The sequence below is a fragment of the Bradyrhizobium sp. AUGA SZCCT0222 genome (assembly GCF_018130205.1).
GTDB lineage: Bacteria > Pseudomonadota > Alphaproteobacteria > Rhizobiales > Xanthobacteraceae > Bradyrhizobium.
On sequence record NZ_JAFCLX010000003.1, the window covers coordinates 100,817 to 119,445 of the forward strand.

General features: G+C 64.1%; 13 protein-coding genes and 1 pseudogene. 2 read left to right on the plus strand and 12 right to left on the minus strand.

The annotated features are described in order from the left end of the window. Window positions 1-42 precede the first annotated feature (42 nt). The gene (locus JQ629_RS03320) at window positions 43-1,275 is read left to right on the plus strand and encodes a multidrug effflux MFS transporter (RefSeq protein ID WP_212411167.1); all 1,233 of its coding nucleotides are present in this window, start codon (window positions 43-45) and stop codon (window positions 1,273-1,275) included. Between the two features lie 1,058 nt (window positions 1,276-2,333). On the opposite strand, the gene ligA is transcribed toward JQ629_RS03320, so the two are convergent. After that, window positions 2,334-4,490, minus strand: coding sequence for an NAD-dependent DNA ligase LigA (ligA, locus tag JQ629_RS03325; RefSeq protein WP_212411169.1), 2,157 nt, complete (start codon window positions 4,488-4,490; stop codon window positions 2,334-2,336). A gap of 121 nt (window positions 4,491-4,611) precedes the next feature. Between ligA and JQ629_RS03330 the strand changes: the two genes are divergently transcribed. Then, window positions 4,612-4,899 carry a GIY-YIG nuclease family protein gene (locus JQ629_RS03330; RefSeq protein WP_212411171.1) on the plus strand — a complete coding sequence of 96 codons (288 nt, stop codon included), beginning with the start codon at window positions 4,612-4,614 and terminating at the stop codon, window positions 4,897-4,899. An 87-nt stretch (window positions 4,900-4,986) separates the two neighbouring features. Here JQ629_RS03330 and recN read toward each other — a convergent pair whose 3' ends face one another. The 11 genes and pseudogenes from recN to murG all read right to left on the minus strand — a co-directional run bounded on the left by recN (window position 4,987) and on the right by murG (window position 18,527). Next, entirely contained in the window at window positions 4,987-6,660 is a 1,674-nt protein-coding gene (gene recN, locus JQ629_RS03335; RefSeq protein WP_212411173.1) for a DNA repair protein RecN, read from the minus strand. 13 nt (window positions 6,661-6,673) lie between these two features. Continuing rightward, on the minus strand, window positions 6,674-7,582 hold the full coding sequence (locus tag JQ629_RS03340; protein WP_192738059.1) for an outer membrane protein assembly factor BamD: 909 nt from the start codon (window positions 7,580-7,582) through the stop codon (window positions 6,674-6,676). Between the two features lie 384 nt (window positions 7,583-7,966). Then, window positions 7,967-8,920 (minus strand): UDP-3-O-acyl-N-acetylglucosamine deacetylase, encoded by a 954-nt coding sequence (gene lpxC / locus JQ629_RS03345; protein WP_212411175.1) that lies wholly within the window; start codon window positions 8,918-8,920, stop codon window positions 7,967-7,969. Window positions 8,921-9,274: 354 nt separating this feature from the next. Next, complete coding sequence (ftsZ, locus tag JQ629_RS03350; RefSeq protein WP_212411176.1) at window positions 9,275-11,077, minus strand: cell division protein FtsZ; 1,803 nt, start codon at window positions 11,075-11,077, stop codon at window positions 9,275-9,277. A 114-nt stretch (window positions 11,078-11,191) separates the two neighbouring features. Next, entirely contained in the window at window positions 11,192-12,514 is a 1,323-nt protein-coding gene (gene ftsA / locus JQ629_RS03355) for a cell division protein FtsA (protein WP_212269894.1), read from the minus strand. Next, the gene (locus tag JQ629_RS03360; RefSeq protein ID WP_212411177.1) at window positions 12,511-13,500 is read right to left on the minus strand and encodes a cell division protein FtsQ/DivIB; all 990 of its coding nucleotides are present in this window, start codon (window positions 13,498-13,500) and stop codon (window positions 12,511-12,513) included. Before JQ629_RS03360 ends, ftsA begins: the two co-directional genes overlap by 4 nt. Beyond that, window positions 13,440-13,773: pseudogene (locus JQ629_RS36965) on the minus strand (D-alanine--D-alanine ligase); the annotation flags it as partial. The gene JQ629_RS03360 and the pseudogene JQ629_RS36965, both read right to left, overlap by 61 nt. A 77-nt stretch (window positions 13,774-13,850) precedes the next feature. Beyond that, window positions 13,851-14,843, minus strand: coding sequence for a D-alanine--D-alanine ligase family protein (locus JQ629_RS03365; protein WP_212411178.1), 993 nt, complete (start codon window positions 14,841-14,843; stop codon window positions 13,851-13,853). Window positions 14,844-14,961: 118 nt separating this feature from the next. After that, window positions 14,962-15,843: a UDP-N-acetylmuramate dehydrogenase gene (murB, locus tag JQ629_RS03370; protein WP_502752337.1), complete on the minus strand. Its 882-nt coding sequence runs from the start codon at window positions 15,841-15,843 to the stop codon at window positions 14,962-14,964. A gap of 44 nt (window positions 15,844-15,887) precedes the next feature. After that, window positions 15,888-17,291, minus strand: a complete 1,404-nt coding sequence (gene murC, locus JQ629_RS03375; protein ID WP_212411180.1) for a UDP-N-acetylmuramate--L-alanine ligase — start codon at window positions 17,289-17,291, stop codon at window positions 15,888-15,890. A gap of 129 nt (window positions 17,292-17,420) precedes the next feature. Continuing rightward, window positions 17,421-18,527 carry an undecaprenyldiphospho-muramoylpentapeptide beta-N-acetylglucosaminyltransferase gene (gene murG, locus JQ629_RS03380; RefSeq protein WP_212411181.1) on the minus strand — a complete coding sequence of 369 codons (1,107 nt, stop codon included), beginning with the start codon at window positions 18,525-18,527 and terminating at the stop codon, window positions 17,421-17,423. Window positions 18,528-18,629: the final 102 nt, after the last annotated feature.

An 18,629-nucleotide genomic window follows, 5' to 3' on the forward strand; every position in this document is an offset into this window, starting at 1 on the left:
CATCCCGCTACAGTCCCATTCACACAAACGGATCGGACCTGAATGCATGGCGTGATGGGCAAGCCGCCCGGTGCTACTGGCGACACCGGCGGCGTCGCGACGTCGAAGATGATGCTGCTGATGCTCGTCGCGATGACGGGCGTCGCCCCGATCTCGCTGTACCTGCTGGTGCCGGCGCTGCCCGTGCTGGCGACGACGTTCGGGCGCGATATTTCGATCGCGCAGATGACGGTGTCGCTGTTCATGGTCGGCATCGCCTGCTCGCAGATCATCATGGGGCCGCTGTCGGACCGCTTCGGACGCCGCCCGGTGCTGCTGTGCGGGCTCGCCCTGATGGTCGCGGCAAGCGTTGGCTGCATCTTCGCCGAGACCCTGCCGCAACTGATCGCCGCGCGCTTTTTGCAGGCGCTTGGCGGCGCCACCGGCATGGTGGTCAGCCGCGCCATCATCCGCGATCTCTACAGCCGCGACCGCATCAGCTCCATGATCAGTCTCGTCATCGCGGTCATGATGATCGCGCAGATGCTGAGCCCGCTGACCGGCGGCCTCCTGGAAACCGCGTTCGGCTGGCGCGCGATCTTCTATCTGATCACGGCAGCATCGCTGACGATCACGGTGGGCATCGCGATCATGCTGCCGGAAACCCGCCGCGAGCGCGCCGCCGGCAGCAGCTTTCGCCGCGATGTCGGCGGCCTGATCACGTCGCGGGCGTTCATCGGCTACGCGCTGTGCCAGGTGCTGGCCTCGCAGATCATTTTTGCCTTCGCCGGTGGCGGACCCTATGTCGTGGTCACCCAAATGGGCCGCAGCAGCGCCGAATATGGCGCATGGTTTGCGACCACCGGCTTCGCCTATCTGGTCGGCAATCTCTTCTGCGTGCGCTTTTCGCCGCGCTATCAGCTGGAGAAGCTGATCTGGTTCGGGCTGGCGCTGCAGCTCGGCGGCAGCCTGCTCAATCTGGCATGGAGTGTTGCGGGGACCAACCAGGCGCCGTCCTTCCTGTTCGGCACCCAGATGATCGTGATGTTCGCCAATGCCTTCGTGATGTCGAACTCGGCCGCCGGCGCGCTCAGCGTCCGCCCCGAAGCCGCCGGCACCGCATCCGGCGCGATGGGATTTTTGCAGATGGGGATCGGCTCGCTGGTGTCGCAGTTCGGCGCCTATCTCGGCGGCCATTCCGCCACGACGCTGCCGCTCACCGCCGCGATCTTCGCGATCTCGATCGCCTGCGCCTCGACCATGATCTTCATCGTGCCGCGAAGGAAGGGGCCGTGAGCGCCTCCGCGTCATTGCGAGCGAAGCGAAGCAATCCACGTCTCGGCATAACGGATGCATGGATTGCTTCGCTGCGCTCGCAATGACGAGGGATAGTGCGACTCCACTCGATCCTGTCGTCCTCCGCGAAAGCGGGGGACCCAGTACGCCGCGGCTTCTCGGTTCAATCATTGGCGTCTCTGGGAGCGCTTAATCTCAATCCGTCATCCTGAGGTGCGCGCTCTTGCGCGCCTCGAAGGACGACGGCCCAGCTGTGGCCGATTCATCCTTCGAGGCTCGCTTCGCTCGCACCTCAGGATGACGGGAACACAGTTTCGCGATCTCGCGACGCGTTGCGCCCGAGCTTTTCCAGAAACTTCCCGCCCTCAGTAACAGAGGGCGCAGGGAAGACCGGGTGCGCGCTGCACCCGCGGTCTCGTGTGCGGTTTGCACAAAACAAGGTGCACACGAGCATACAGGGCAGCGGTGAACACCCGGCCTTCCCTGCGCAATGGCTTTACGGCTTATGCCGTGATCTCCCCGGAGACGAGTTCTTGGTTGACTCCGTCGCTACCGTTCCCGCTTGCGCTTCTCCGACAGCTTGACGCCTGCAACGGGCGCCAGGACCACACGGTTTTGCCGTACGCCCGTCCACGCCGTCGTCTCAGCGCAAACCAGCGTCCACCGCAACCCGCCCAACGTCCGTGACGACGGCCGACGCCCTTCTGAGTAGGACGGGATGGCCAAACATATGCACCTGATTTTCCTTCTGGTAAACAGAAATATTTTTTATTTCAGGGCTTGACACGATTTCCGTAAATCGGAACTGATTTGCCCGTCGGGTCGTTTTGTCGCATCTCTCCGTCATTGCGAGCGCAGCGAAGCAATCCATGGCTCGGCTTGGAGCAATATGGATTGCTTCGCTCCGCTCGCAATGACGCGGAGAGGACGACATCAAATTAAGCCGTCATTCCGGGGCTCGCGAAGCGAGAGCCCGGAATCCATTGAGCGACAGCGCGTGCGGTCCGATGGATTCCGGGCTCGTGCTTCGCACGCCCCCGAATGACGAGAGAGAGCCATCACTCCCCGATCAGCGTCAGCCACTCATCTTCGGTCAGCACGGCCACGCCCAGCTCACGCGCCTTGGTCAGCTTGGAGCCGGCATCCTCGCCGGCAACGACATAGTCCGTCTTCTTCGACACCGAGCCCGCGACCTTGGCGCCGAGACGTTCCGCCACCGCCTTGGCTTCGTCGCGGGTGAATTTGGTCAATGAACCCGTGAACACCACGGTCTTATCCGAGACCGGCGAACTCTTGCGCGGCCGTTCGGCCGCCTTCACCTCGATCTCGCGCAGGAGTTCGCCGAGCGCCTTCACATTGCGCGGTTCGGCAAAGAACTCGACAACGGCTTCAGCCACGATCTCGCCGATACCGCCGATATTGTTGAGGTCCTGATAGGCCTCGGTGGTGTTCTCGTCATCCTTCGTGCCCTTGGCGGCCGCCAGCATCGCCTCGCGAAAATTATCGATCGTGTGGTAATGCCGCGCCAACAACTTGGCATTGCCCTCACCGACGTGACGGATACCGAGCCCGTAGATCAAACGGTGCAGCTCGATGCTGCGGCGGGCGTCGATCGCGTTGAACAGGTTGCGCACCGAGGTCTCGCCATAGCCCTCGCGTTGCATCAGCTTGCTGGTGGAGCGGGCGTCACGCTTCTGCAGCGTGAAGATATCGACCGGCGACATCACGAGGCCTTCCTCGTAGAACTCCTGGATCTGCTTGTCGCCGAGGCCGTCGATATCGAACGCCAGCCGCGAGACGAAATGCTTCAGCCGCTCTGTCGCCTGCGCCGGGCAGATCAGGGCGCCGGTGCAGCGCCGCACCGCCTCGTCTTCCTCGCGCACCGCATGGCTGCCGCACACCGGACAAACCTCCGGAAATTTGTACGGCTTTGCGTTCTTCGGCCGCTTGTCCATGACGACGCCGACGACCTGCGGGATCACGTCGCCGGCGCGCTGAACGACGACAGTGTCGCCAATGCGCAGGTCGACGCCGTCGCGGATCGGATTGCCGTCGTTGCCGATGCCCTTGATGTAATCCTCATTGTGCAGCGTCGCGTTGGAGACGACGACGCCGCCGACGGTGACCGGCTCGAGCCGCGCCACCGGCGTCAGCGCGCCGGTGCGGCCGACCTGGATGTCGATGCCGTTGAGGATCGTGGTCGCTTGCTCGGCCGCGAATTTGTGCGCGATCGCCCAGCGTGGGCTGCGCGACACGAAACCGAGGCGATCCTGCCAGTCGAGCCGGTCGACCTTGTAGACCACGCCGTCGATGTCATATCCGAGCGTGGCGCGCTCCTCGCCGATCTTGCTGTAAAATTTGAGAACGTCGTCGACGTTCTTGCAAAGCTCGGTCCGCGGATTGACGACAAAGCCGGCTTTGTCCATCCACTCCAGCATGCCGTGCTGCGTATCGGCCGGCCGCTCGCTCATCTCACCCCAGGTATAGGCAAAGAATTTCAGCGGCCGCGACGCGGTGATCGAAACATCCTTCTGGCGCAGCGAGCCCGCCGCCGAATTGCGCGGATTGGCAAACACCGTATCGTCAGCTTCCGCCTGCTTCTTGTTCAGCTCGAGAAAATCCTTCTTGAGCATGTAAACTTCGCCGCGCATTTCGCAGGCCGCCGGAATGCTGCGGCCCTTCAACGTGTGCGGAATATCCTTGATGGTGCGGACATTGGCGGTGACGTCCTCGCCGGTAAAGCCGTCGCCGCGGGTAGCTGCGCGGACCAGTTCGCCGTTCTCGTAGCGCAGCGACAGCGACAGGCCGTCGATCTTCGGTTCCGCGACCAGCGCCGGAATATGATCGGCATCGAGCTTGAGGAAGCGCCTGACGCGATCGACGAATTCGGTGACGTCCTCATCGCTGAAGGCGTTGCCGAGCGACAGCATGGCAACGGCGTGCTGCACTTTTGCGAACCCGCGCGCCGGCGCCGCGCCGACTTTTTGCGTCGGCGAATCTGTGGTGACCAGATCGGGAAACTTTGCCTCGATCGCCTCCAGCCGCTGACGCAATGCGTCATAAGCGGCATCCGAGACGGTCGGCGCGTCTTTCTGGTAGTAGCGCTCGTTATGCGCCTCGATCTCCAGCGCCAGTCGCATCAACTCGATCTTGGCCTGGGCCTTGGTCAGCTTGGCGACGTCAACGAGGGTTTTGGGTTTTGATTTTGCTACCATGATAAAGATTTAGCCCGTCATTCCGGGATGGTCCGAAGGACCAGACCCGGAATCTCGAGATTCCGGGTTCGTGCTACGCACGCCCCGGAATGACGGTTTCCTGAGGTTGTGAGCGACAATCATGAGCTACTACGTCTATCTCATCGCGAGCAGAAAGGATGGAGCGATCTATATTGGTGTGACCAACGACATCGTACGCCGGATATACGAGCATCGCATAAAGGCCGTCGCTGGTTTTGCTTCACGATACAATATCACACGACTCGTTTGGTTCGAAATCTACGACGATCCTGTTTCCGCGATTACGCGCGAAAAAGAGATAAAGAAATGGAAACGAGAATGGAAGGTCGCGCTGATCGAAGCACAAAATCCGCTTTGGAAAGATTTGTACGAGTCGATCTGTACCTAACTTCGTCATTCCGGGGCGATGCGAAGCATCGAACCTGGAATCTCGAGATTCCGGGTTCGCTTCGCGCCCCGGAATGACGGAGTGAAATCACGCCGTCGCCGCGCGCAGCAGCCGGTCGGCGGCGGCTCTCGCTTCCGCGGTGATCTCCGCGCCTGCCAGCATCCGCGCGATTTCCTCGCGGCGGTGGTCGGCGGCGAGCGCGTTGACGCGGGTGGCGACGCGCTTGCCCTTGTCCATCGCGTCCTTGGAAATCAACAGATGATGGTTGGCTCTCGCGGCGACCTGCGGCGCGTGCGTCACCGCCATCACCTGCACCTTGCCGGCAAGCCGCGCCAACCGGGCGCCGATGGCGTCCGCCACCGCACCGCCGACGCCGGTATCGATTTCGTCGAACACCAGCGTGGGCGCCGAGCCGCGGTCGGACAGCACCACCTTGAGCGCCAGCAAAAAGCGCGACAGCTCGCCGCCGGAGGCGACCTTCATCATCGGCCCCGGCTTGGTGCCGGGATTGGTCTGGACCCAGAACTCGATGCGATCGATGCCCTGCGGGCCCGGCGATGCGGCGTCGGTCTCGACCTGCGCCATGAATTTTGCGCGCTCGAGCTTCAGCGGCGCCAGTTCGGCGTTGACGGCCTTGTTGAGCTTTTCCGAAGCTTTGGCGCGGGCGGCGGAGAGTTTGGTTGCTGCGGCAGCATAGCGCCTGTCGGCTTCATCAGCGGCGGCTTCCAGCTTCTTCAATTGGTCCGCGCCGGCATCGATCAGCGCGACGTCGGAGGCATATTTCGCGGCCAGCGCCGCCAGCCCCTCGACCGGCGTCGAATATTTGCGCGAGGCGGCGCGCAGCGCGAACAGCCGCTCCTCGATCCGCTCCAGCTCGGCCGGATCGAAATCGGCGGCAATCAGCGCAGCGCTCAGATGCTGATCGGCCTCCTCCAGCGCGTTGATCGCGATATCGATCGCTTTGACCGCGGGCTCGACCAGCGCGGGCGAATTGGCGGCGCGGCGTTCCAGCCGCCGCACCGCGGCCGCCAGCGCCGGCACCGGCGAATGGTTGCCGCCGACGGCCTCCTGCGCCTCGCGCAGGTCGCTGGCGATCTTTTCGCCCTGCATCATCGTGGTGCGGCGTTCGGCGAGCAGGGTCTCCTCGCCTTCCCTGGGCCGCAGCGCTTTCAATTCGTCGGAGGCGTGGCGGAGGTAGTCGGCTTCACGGGCGGCGCGCTCCATGCCGGCGCGGTGGGCGTCGAGCGCGGCGTTGGCGGTGCGCCTGGCATCCCACAGCGTTTCCAGCGCGGCCACGTCCTTTTCCAGCCCGGCGAAGGCGTCGAGCAGTTGCCGGTGGGTCGAGGCATCGACCAGCGCACGCTCGTCGTGCTGGCCGTGGATCTCGACCAGCGCGGCACCGACGGCCTTGAGCGTCTGCACGCTGATCGACTGATCGTTGATGAAGGCGCGGGTGCGGCCGTCGGCAAGCTGCACGCGGCGCAGGATCATTTCACCGGTATCGTCGAGGCCGTTTTCGGAAAGGATTTTTGCGGCCGGATGGCCCTTGGGCACGTCGAAGGTTGCGGTGACCTGTCCCTGCTCCACGCCATGGCGGACCAGCCCGGCGTCGCCGCGGCCGCCGAGCGCCAGCGCGAAGGCATCGAGCAGGATGGATTTGCCCGCGCCGGTCTCCCCGGTCAGCACCGCGAGGCCACGGGAAAACTCGATATCGAGCCGTTCGATCAGGACGATGTCACGGATCGACAGACGGGCCAGCATGCGAACTAAATTCCTAGCCGAGACCCATCTTCTTGAAGGCCCTGGAAATATAGGAACCCTGATTCTCGCTCGGCTCGAGACCGCCGGACTTTACTAGATTATAGGCGTCCTTGTACCAGCGACTGTCAGGAAAATTGTGCCCAAGGACGGCGGCGGCGGTTTGCGCTTCGCCGACGATGCCGATCGCAATATAGCCCTCGGTGAGGCGGAACAGCGCCTCCTCGACATGGCGCGTGGTCTGGTAGCGGGTGACCACGGTCTTGAAGCGATTGATCGCCGCGGTGTAGTCGCGCTTTTTCATGTAATAGCGGCCGACATCCATTTCCTTGCCGGCAAGCTGGTCACGCCCGCCTTCGAGCTTGGCCTTGGCGCTGGTGGCGTATTCCGAGGTCGGATATTTGCGAATCACCTCTTCGAGCGCGGCGATCGCCTTTTCGGTGCGCCCCTGATCGCGCGAAATATCCGGGATCTGGTCATAATGGGAAGCCGCGATCAGATATTGCGCGTAGGCGGCGTCGGGGCTGCCCGGATGCAGCGTGACGTAACGGGTCGCCGCGCCAATGCAGCCGTCATAGTCGCCGGCTGAGTAGAACGAGTACGCCGACATCAGCAGCGATTTGCGCGCATAGTCGGAATAGGGATGCTGGCGGTCGACCTCTTCGAATTTCTTCGTCGCCGCCTTCGCATCCTTGCGCTGGTTCATCAGGTACAAGCCCTCATTGTAGAGCTTGTCCGCGGGCTCCTCGATGAAGGTGTCGTCCTTGGCGGTGAACTTGTCCCACAGCGAACCGGTGCCGCATCCGCTCAAGGGGACAGCCAGCGCGATCAGGCCCGCCGCCAGCCGGAGCGACCGGGCTGCCCGATGAAGGCGAGAAATACCCGCTGATTTGCATGGTTCGAGCGTCATACGCTGTGCCGACATGAAATGTGAGACCTGACGCCTTTTACGCAGTTGTAGCTACGCAGTTGGTAGCGGTGCGGTTGGTGGTTGAGCCCGTCCATCCATGAACCGCGGTCATGAACGCAATATTCCCAAGCCCAATATTCCTCGGCCCCATATTCCCAAGCGCTCAGTATTTGTGGCGCCCTAGCTTACAACCGCGGGCCTATCTAGCCGAAAAATGGTCCTTAACCAACCGAATACGCAGGCATTTCGCCCGGATTAAGGCGGCAAGACACCATCGTTACTAATTGTGGTTACTACGGAAATTGGAATGGGCGGCCGGAAAGGCGAGCTTCAGGACATTTCGAAAACGAAAGTCAGGACATTTCGAAATCGAAAGTCAGGACATTTCGAAAACGAAAGTCAGGACACGTCCGGGCCATAGGCCGGGGCGACCATACCGCCGACCATTCCGGCGCCGGCTTCGACGCGGGGGCGGCGTGCCGGTTCGGCCTCGACCACCCGCCAAGCGCTGCGATCGGCCATCAGGGCCGTCAGCACCGCGTGGTTGAGCTTGTGGCCGCCACGCGACGACCGGTAGGCGCCGAGCAGCGGCAGGCCGGCCAGCGCGAGATCGCCGATCACGTCCAGCACCTTGTGGCGGGCGCATTCGTCGCTGTAGCGCAGGCCTTCGGTGTTGAGCAGACGGGTCTCGTCGAACACCACCGAATTCTCAAAGGACGCGCCGAGCGCGAAACCGGCGCTCCAGAGCCGCGCCACGTCATTCATGCAGCCGAAGGTCCGGGCGCGGGAAATCTCGCGGCGGAAGCTTTCGGGGCTCAGATCGAGCGAATAGCTCTGGCGGCCGATCACCGGATTGGCGAAGTCGATCTCGACCTCGGCACGGAAACCGTTGGCATAAGGGCGCAGTTCGCCGAAGGAATCACCGATTGCGACCTGCACCGGCTTCAGCACCTGGATGAAACGGCGCGCGGCGGACTGGGTCACGATGCCTGCCTGATCGATGGCGGCGACGAAGGCAGCCGCGCTGCCGTCCATGATCGGAACTTCCGGGCCGTCGACTTCGATGGTGGCGTTATCGACACCCATGCCCCGCAGCGCAGCAAGCACGTGCTCGGCGGTGGAAACGAGCGGGCCCTGGCGGTCGCCGAGTACGGTCGCAAAGTCGGTCGCAATCACCGAATCAGCGATGGCGGGAACTTCACGGTCGGCATCGTCCAGACCGGTGCGGACAAAAATAAAACCTGCGTCGACAGGCGCAGGTCCGATAGTCAGATTAACAGGTAAACCAGAATGAACGCCGACACCCGTCACGGTGGCTTGCGACCGAAGCGTTGTCTGACGGCTGAACTTCATTCGATAATCGCCCACTACCCGACTTATACCTTCAGACAGAAAAGGTCCGCTTTCGCGTCGAATCTGCTTCCGGTATCCCCAAGTCACGGCAGACCATAGTCACTGCCCTCAAGCGCACAACTCACGCTTTTTTACCGATTGTTACCCTATCTCTGCCGCATTCGCGCCAAGGCTTAACCAAATTCCGGCGCGGTCCGGCCTCGTTCCGGCCGCCGCATCAGATCACGGAATTCATAATTAATCATTTAATATCAGTGACTTGATTACGAAGCTGTGAACCCTCGTCGTGCCCAAGAAAAAGGCCCCGGCTGAAACCGCCGGGGCCTTTTGGGTTGCCTGAATTGTAACAAAACCTCAGTTGGACTGCCGCCGGAGGAAGGCCGGGATATCAAGATGGTCGTCGCCCTGTGGCTGCGCGGCAACAGGTGCGGGGCGGCCATGGACATCCAGACCCTGCGGCGCCGGACGGCGGGCATACTCTGATACCGGCTCGTTGCCCATCTGCTGGGCGACGGAACGCTGCGGTTTGCGCTCGGGGAGCGGCGGCAGCGGCGCCATCGCCGGACCGGAAGCGCGGGCCGCGATCGGCGGCTCGCTCTCTTCGTCGCGGCGGCCGAGGCCGACATTGGCCAGGCGCTGCAGCAGCGACAGCCGGGCCTTCTGCGGATGCTCTTCTTCCTGCTCGCCGCGGGCCTGCCGGATCTCGGCCTGGGCCGTCATCGGAAGGTCCTCGAACTTCGGCATCCGCGGGCTGCGGGCGGGCGGACGTTCGGCCGCCTGCGGGATGAAGGTCTCCGGCAACGCTGCCTGCGCTTCCGGCTCGGCGCGGGCTGCCTCGTTGTGATCCGGGAACAGCGTCGGCTTCTGGGCAATCGGGCGAACCGTGACGTCGCCATAGGAGCCGGGCTGCAACGGCGCCTGGGCCTGCGGCACTTCCGGGGCGACGGCCGCGGCAATGGCGGCGAGCGCGGCACGCTCGACGCTGTTGGACGCGCGTTGCTGCGGGGCGGCGGCGGGAACCGGGGGTGGCGAGGCCTGCTGCACGGGCGCCTCGAGCTTCTGGGCGCGGTCGGCAAGGCGCTGGTTGTCAGCACGCAGCCGTGCGGTCAGATCGGCCAGACGGGTGTCCGGCGTCGAGGCGGGCGCGTTGGTCACGACAGCGGCAGGCGCTGCCGCGTTGCGTGCGATCAGCGCCTGTTCGATGCCGGTGGCAACGACGGAGACGCGGATCACGCCGTCGAGGTTTTCGTCGAAGGTCGCGCCGACGATGATGTTGGCGTCCTGGTCGACTTCCTCGCGGATGCGGGTTGCGGCTTCGTCGACTTCGAACAGGGTCAGGTCCTTGCCGCCGGTGATCGAGATCAACAGGCCGCGCGCACCCTTCATCGAGCTATCGTCGATCAGCGGGTTGGCGATCGCGGCTTCCGCCGCGGTCAGCGCGCGCTTCTCGCCGGTGGCTTCGCCGGTGCCCATCATCGCCTTGCCCATCTCACGCATCACGGCGCGGACGTCGGCGAAGTCGAGGTTGATCAGGCCTTCCTTGACCATCAGGTCGGTGATGCAGGCGACGCCCGAATAGAGCACCTGGTCGGCCATCGCAAAGGCGTCGGCGAAGGTGGTCTTTTCGTTGGCGACCCGGAACAGGTTCTGGTTCGGGATGATCAGGAGCGTGTCGACCACCTTGTGCAGTTCGGCAATGCCTGACTCGGCGGTGCGCATGCGGCGCTGGCCTTCGAAGTGGAACGGCTTTGTCACCACGCCGACGGTGAGGATGCCCATCTCGCGCGCGGTCTTGGCGATCACGGGGGCTGCACCGGTGCCGGTGCCGCCGCCCATGCCGGCGGTGACGAACACCATGTTGGCGCCGGTCAGATGATCGCGGAGCTCGTCGATGACCTCCTGGGCCGCGGCCGCACCGACATCGGGCTGCGATCCGGCGCCTAAGCCCTGGGTCACTTGCGTGCCCATCTGCACGATGCGCTGGGCCTTGGACATGGTCAGCGCCTGCGCGTCGGTATTGGCGACGACGAAATCGACGCCCTGCAACCCGGCAGTGATCATGTTGTTGACGGCATTGCCGCCTGCTCCACCGACGCCGAAGACGGTGATCCGCGGTTTCAGCTCGCTGATGTCAGGGGGTGTCAGATTGAGTGCCATGGTTGCCTCTCGATTAATACGCGCGCGTTGGTTCGCCCCGGCCGACGGCCGCGGGAGTGGGTGCAGGAGTTGGTGCAGGAGTTTGTGAATGTCGTTTGGTATGAAAACCGGTCATCAGAAGCCCTCTCGCAGCCATCGTCCGACCCTTCCGAAATAGCCGTCAGTCCCTGTCCTGAGCTGCCGCGTATGCCGCGGTTCGACGTGTTCAAGGTGTGCGTATTGCGGATAGACCAGAAGGCCCGCGGGCACCGCGAACGAAGCGCTCTTGGCCTCATTGGGCAGCCGGCCGAAGCCGAGCGGGCGGCCGATCCGGACCGGCCGGTTGAGAATGCGGGTGGCAAGCTCGACGGTGCCGGTGAGCTGGGACGCGCCGCCGCTCAGGACAACCCGCGCCCGCGGCTCTGCCGCAAAGGGGGAATCCGCGAGCCGGTCCCGGACCATTTCAAAGATCTCCTCGGCGCGATGCCGGACGATGTTCGCGATCGTGGCGCGCGAGACGATCTGCGGCGCATCGCGCGCGTCATCGCCTGCGGTGGGTACGGACATCAGCTCGCGCGCGTCTGACCCGCCGGTCAGCACGGTGCCGTATAAGGTCTTGATTCGCTCGGCATCCGCAATGCATGCACCGACGCCGCGCGCAAGATCCATCGTCATGTGTTGCCCGCCGACCGCAAACCCCGAGGCGTGCACGAAGCGTCCGGCCGAATAGGTCGCGATCGTGGTCGATCCGGCGCCCATCTCGACCACGGCGGCGCCGATGTCGGCTTCGTCGTCGGTGAGGACCGAAAGGCCGGCCACATAAGGACTTGCCGCCATGGCCTCGACGTTGAGGTGGCAGCGCTCGACCACCAGCATCAGGTTCTTGGCCACCGTCGCATCCGCCGTCACGACGTTCATGTCGACGCCGAACTGCCGCGCCACCATGCCGCGGGGATCGCGGATGCCCTTGACGCCATCCAGCGTGTAGCCGACCGGCAGCGCATGCAGCACGGTGCGGCCTTCGCCGGTGGCGTGGCGCATGCCGGTGGACGTCACGCGGGTGACATCTTCCGAGGTGACCGAGCCGCCTCTGATATCGGCGGCGGCTTCGACCAGCTGGCCCTGCAGCCGGCCGCCGGAGACCGACAGCAAGACGGATTCGACGCGGACCTTGGCCATGCGTTCGGCCAGCGCCACCGCCTGGCGCACGGCCTGTTCGCATTCGGCAAGATCGACCACGGCGCCGGCCTTGACGCCGCGCGACTGGATCTGGCTGTAACCGATCAGCTCGACCGCGTGGCTGCGGCCGCGCAGTGCCTCGTTCGGCGGCGACGGCTTCAGCCGTGCGATCATGCAGGCGATCTTGCTGGTGCCGATGTCGAGCGAGGCCACCAGCGCGGTGCGCTTCTGCGCCATCGGCCGCGTCTTCGGGGTCTGGTTGCGATCGAGGCCGGTCATGCTGCGTCACCGGCTTTTTTCTTGGTCTTCTTGTCCTTGAACAGTTCCTCGCGGGCCTTCGCCGCGTCTTCGGACAACAGCACCGTCAGCCGGTCCGGCAGGCGCATGTCGACCACGACGATGTCGCGGGAGAACAGCCTGTCCTCCTTGTCGAGCTTGCTCAGCAGCGCCAGCGCATTGCCGACGTCATGTTCCGGCAGGCGGATATCGAGACCGTCCTTGAGGCGCAGGTTCCAGCGCCGTTCGCCGACATAGATCGCCGCCTTGGTCACGCTGCGGACCTGCGGATAGCGATCCAGCAGCGCCAGGAAGTCCCGCGCCTTATCGGCGGCGCCCTTGCCCACCACCAGCGGCAGCGAGATGAAGCGCCGCGACATATAGGGTTCGAGCACCGCGCCATCCTCGGCGATGACGGACAGCCGGCCGTCCTGCTGCCACAGCGCGAACGCGGTACGCTCGACGATGTCGATCTGCAGCCGGCCGGGATAAAGCTTCAGGATCGCGGCGTCCGATATCCAGGGATTGGTCTTGAGCTTGTCGCGCACGGTGGCGGCATCGAGGAACAGCAGCGATGAGCGGCCGTTGACGCCGCCGATCGCGAGCACTTCATCCTGGCTCAGCTGCTTGCGGCCGTTGATGGCCACCTCGGTGATGCGGAAGCCGGCCGAATTCGCCAGCGCGTTGCGGGTATCGCTGAGCGCACCGACGAACTCGTCGACATGGCCGCCCTTGACGACACCAAGCGAGGCGCTGCCGAGCAGCATCAGCACGGTCAGGGCGACGCCGGCACGATTGGGGAGGTAACGTTCGAGCCACAGGATCAGGCGATGCGGCGGCTCGCGGTCGATTACCCGCTTCGCCCGCACGCGGGCGCGCAGGCCCAGCCGCTCGCGCAACAGCACGACCGCTCCGATAGCGGCGGCTTTCAGGTCAGCTTGGGGCCCCAGCGATCGCAGCGATCGAGCGAGGCGTCCTGCACCATCCATTGCACGAGCTCGTCAAAAAGTTGTTCCCGCAAAAAGGCTTGCGGGCTCTGGCGCACGTGATGTCTCGGTGATGCCGGGATGGGTTAAGACCTCGGTTGTGAGGAGGCCATTTTTCCCTCGATGCGATCGGCGAAGCGGAAATCCGCAACAGCTTACGCCCCGGCAGCCAAGCGCCACATGCGCCGCCAGCGTTAACCTTCGGACTTCCTGGTAAACAAAGGGTAAATCTGACCGGTCAGCGGCGTGTTTTGAGCAGCCTTGTGAGTAGTTTGCCGGGCATTGGTTAGGATTTTAGTAATATTTCATCCGGGCCGGGTGGGTTCCCTCACCTGACGCATTAACTCGGCGAATCACCCCCGCCTGTCGACACGCTTTTCGGCCAGTACGATCTGGTCGCGCAGGAAATCGGAAAAATCGATTCCCTGGGCCTTCAGCGCCTTCGGATAGAGCGAGGCGGCGGTCAGCCCCGGCAAGGTGTTGGTCTCGAGATAGACCAGCCCCTTGGCCGAGACGATGAAATCGCTCCGCGAATAGCCGCTGCATGACAGTGCCCGGTGCGCCCGGTGCGCCTGATCCATCAGGGCAGCGGTGATCTCGGGCGAAAACCGGCCCGGGCAGATCTCCTGGGTCGATTTGAGCAGGTATTTTGCCGTGTAGTCGAACGCGCCCTCACCCGGAATGATTTCGACCGGCGGCAGCGCCATGATGGTGCCGTCGGATCGCTCCAGCACGCCACAGGTGGCTTCGGTGCCGGAAACGAATGCCTCGATCAGATAGTCCTCTGTCTTGGCGGCGTTGCGGACCGCGACGAGGTCCTGCCTGGCGTTGACGAAGATCAGGCCGTAGCTCGATCCGTCCCGCGCCGGTTTCGCAATCAGCTTGCCGTATTCGGCGAACGCGGCGTCGATATCATCAAGCGCGATGCCTACCGGCGTCTCCACGCCCGCAATCGCCGCAAAGCGCTTGGCCGCGGTCTTGTCGAAGGCCAGATTTGAGGACGCCGAGCCGGACCCGGTGAAGGGAATGCCGCGCAGCTCGCACATCGCCTGCAGTTCGCCGTTCTCCGCCCGGCCGCCGTGCAGGCCGAGCACCAGCACACGATCTTCGGCTTTCGCTTTATCGAGCGCCGCTTCGAATGCGATGCCGCGATTGCCGGGGTCGAACTCGTCCTCGAACGGACGCTGGTGATTGAGCAGGGTTTCCGACTTCACGTCGTGCACGGTGTCGGCGACGTGCCAGAACCACAGATCCGCCTCCGGCAAGGCACGATGCAGCGCCTGTGCGCTCGCCACCGAGACCAGCCGCTCCTTATTGGTGCCGCCGAAGAGAATGGTAATCCGCATCAGCCTTGCCCTGCTCTTTCGTCATTCCGGGATGCTCCGAAGGAGCAGACCCGGAATCTCTCTTGCCTATATCATTTCGAGATTCCGGGTTCGCGCTTCGCGCGCCCCGGAATGACGACTATGTTGGAATTCCGATCCGCTTGATTTCCCAGTGTAACTCGATTCCGGAGTTTTCCTTAACCCGCGCACGCACGGTTTCGCCCAGCGTTTCAATGTCATGCCCGGTCGCGTTGCCGTTATTGATGAGGAAGTTGCAGTGCATTTCCGACACCTGGGCGCCGCCGACGCGCAGGCCGCGGCACCCGGCGGCGTCGATCAGCTTCCAGGCGCTGTTGCCGGGCGGGTTCTTGAAGGTCGATCCCCCCGTCTTTTCGCGGATCGGCTGCGCGGTCTCGCGATGGGTCTGCACTTCCTCCATCCGCGCCCGGATGGCTTCGGGCGCGGCAATGGCGCCGCGGAAACGTGCGGAGGTGAAGATGATGGAAGGATCAACGCCGCTGTTGCGATAGACGAACTTCATGTCGGTATTGCTGAAGGCATGTTTCGTGCCGTCACGGCCGATGCCGGTGGCCTCGATCAGGACGTCCTTGGTCTCGCTGCCATTGGCGCCGGCATTCATGCGCAGCGCGCCGCCGATCGTGCCGGGAATGCCGAACAAGAATTCCATGCCGCCGATAGTGGCGGATGCCGCGGTTTCCGCCACCCGCTTGTCGAGCGCGGCGGTGCCTGCGACCACGACGTCGCCATCGGCCCGGGTCTCGCCGAACGCGCGCGGCGACAGGCGGATCACGACGCCGGGAATGCCGCCATCGCGCACGATCAGGTTGGAGCCGACGCCGACGACATAGACCGGCAATTCGTTCGGCAGTTTTTTCAGGAAGTACGCGAGATCATCTTCATCCGACGGCGTGAACAACACCTGCGCCGGACCACCGACGCGAAACCAGGTCAGCTCCGCCAGCGACTGGTTCGCCAGCAGCCGCCCGCGCAGGTCGGGCATCGCGGCCTTGAGATCGGGGGTGATGTCGGGGAATGTTGCCACGTCTAACCCAGCGCCTTCAATTCGCCGGGCAGCGCGTAGGCCCATTGCGTGATGTTGCCGGCGCCGAGGCAGACCACGTAGTCGCCATTATCAGCGATGCCGCTGACCACCTTGGCCAGTTCGGAAGAATTTTGCAGCGGAATCACCTCGCGATGGCCGTGCGCGCGCAGGCCGAGCACGAAATGGTCGCGATCGATTCCCTCGATCGGCGCCTCGCCCGCCGGATAGACTTCGGCGACGACGACCGCATCGGCGTCGTTGAAGCAGGTACAAAATTCCTCGAACAGCGATTGCAGCCGGGTAAAGCGATGCGGCTGCACCACGGCGACGATCTTGCCGTTGGTGGATTCGCGCGCCGCCTTCAGCACCGCTGCGATCTCGACCGGGTGATGGCCGTAATCGTCGATGATGGTGACGCCGTTCCATTCGCCGGTCTTGGTGAAGCGCCGCTTGACGCCGCCAAAACCCGCCATCGCCTTGCGGATCACCTCGTCGGAAATGCCGAGTTCATGCGCCACCGCGATCGCCGCCGTCGCATTCGATGCGTTGTGGCGTCCCGGCATCGGCAGCATGATGTCGGGTATCTCATGCGTCGCGCCGGTCTTGCGGTTGCGGAACACGACCTTGAATTTCGAGCCGCCGCCCATCGGCGTGAGGTCAACCAGCCGCACATCGGCCTGCGGGTTCTCGCCATAGGTGATGATGCGGCGATCCTCGATCTTGCCGACGAGGGTCTGCACCACAGGATGATCGGTGCACATCACGGCAAAGCCGTAGAACGGCACGTTCTCGACGAAATTGCGGAATGCATCCTGGATCGCCTCGAAAGTGTTGAAGTGATCGAGATGCTCGGGATCGATGTTGGTGACGATCACGACATCGGACGGCAGCTTCAGGAACGTGCCGTCGCTCTCGTCGGCCTCCACCACCATCCAGTCGCCCGCGCCCAATCGCGCGTTGGAGCCATAGGCATTGATGATGCCGCCATTGATCACGGTCGGATCGAGGTCGCCGGCGTCGAGCAGCGTAGCCACCATCGTGGTGGTGGTGGTCTTGCCATGGGTGCCGGCGATCGCGACGCAGCTTTTCAGCCGCATCAGCTCGGCCAGCATTTCGGCGCGGCGCACCACGGGAATCCGCTGGGCCCGCGCCGCCATCAGTTCGGGATTGTCGCGCTTGATCGCGGTCGAGACCACCACCACGTCGGCGCCGTCGACATTCTCGGCCTTGTGGCCGACCGAGACTGATATGCCCTTGTCGCGCAGCCGCGTGACGTTGCCGCTTTCAGAGGCGTCCGAGCCCTGCACGGTATAGCCGAGATTGCACAAAACCTCGGCGATGCCGCTCATGCCGATGCCGCCGATCCCGACGAAGTGGATGGGTCCGATCTCGCGCGGCAGTCTCATGGTTCGTTCCTCGGCGTCATCGCCCGCAAAAGCGGGCGATCCAGTACTCCGCGCCGCCAGTGTGTCCAATCAGCGGCGCAGCGTACTGGATGCCCCGCTTTCGCGGGGCATGACAAGGGCTTTTTCCGCCTAGATTCCGGCAACTTTCTGCACCAGATCGGCCAGCCGCTCGGCAGCGTCCAGCCTGCCCACGGTGCGGGAGGCGGCGGCCATCTCGGTCAGCTTCGCCGGCTCGGCGGCGAATGCGGAAATTTCGGAAGCCAGGCGGTCCGGCGTGAACTCCGCCTGCGCGATGCGCAGCGCGCCGCCGACCTTGGCCAGCACGCCGGCATTGGCGAACTGGTCCTGATCGATCGCGCCGGGCAGCGGCACCAGGATCGAGGGCCGGCCGATCGCGGCGAGTTCGGCCACCGTGCCGGCGCCGGAGCGCGAGACCACCAGATGGCTGGAAGCCAGCCGCGCCGGCAAATCCGTGAAGAACGGCGCGAGCTCGGCGTTGATCTTGAGCCGGTCATAGATCGCGCGCACCCGCGCCATGTCTTCTTCCCGCACCTGTTGCGTCAGGATCAGCCGGCTCCACAGCACCGGCTCCAGCCGTTCGATCGCCGGTGGCACGATGTCGCTCATCACGCGCGCGCCCTGGCTGCCGCCGACCACCAGCAGGCGAAGCGGTCCGTTCGCCTCCGGCGAAGCAAAGGGTATGGCGGCGGCGGCCAGGATCGCCGGACGCATCGGCGTGCCCACCGTCGTTGCCTTGCTTGCCAGCGCCGGATCGCGATCGAGCACGCCCGGCAGCGAGGTCGCGATCGCGTTGACGCGGCTTGAGAGAAACCGGTTGGCGCGGCCGAGCACCGCGTTGGCGTCGTGAATGAGGCTGGGCACGCCGAGCCATCTGGCCGCCATCAGCGGCGGCAGCGTCGGATAGCCGCCGAAGCCGATCACGGCTGATGGCTTCAGCCGCCGCACCAGGTTCAGCGCTATGAGGCCGCCATAGCCGAGCATGACAGCGGTGCGCGCCAGCGAGATCGGGTTGCGGCTGCGCACAGTCTCGCTCGGCACCACGTCGATATTGTCATTGGCCCTGGAGAACAAGCCGCTGTAGCGCAACGCGCGGGCGTCGGTCGCGAGCCGGACGCGAAAACCGCGTTTGATCAGCTCGACGCCGAGCGCTTCGGCCGGAAATAAATGGCCGCCGGTGCCGCCGGCCGCAAGTAGGATCAGAGGTGAAGTATTCATGGGAATTCTTCTATAGCCAATCAGCCGTCATTGCGAGCGCAGCGAAGCAATCCATAGCGCTGCATAACGGATGGGTGGATTGCTTCGTCGCTTCTCCTCGCA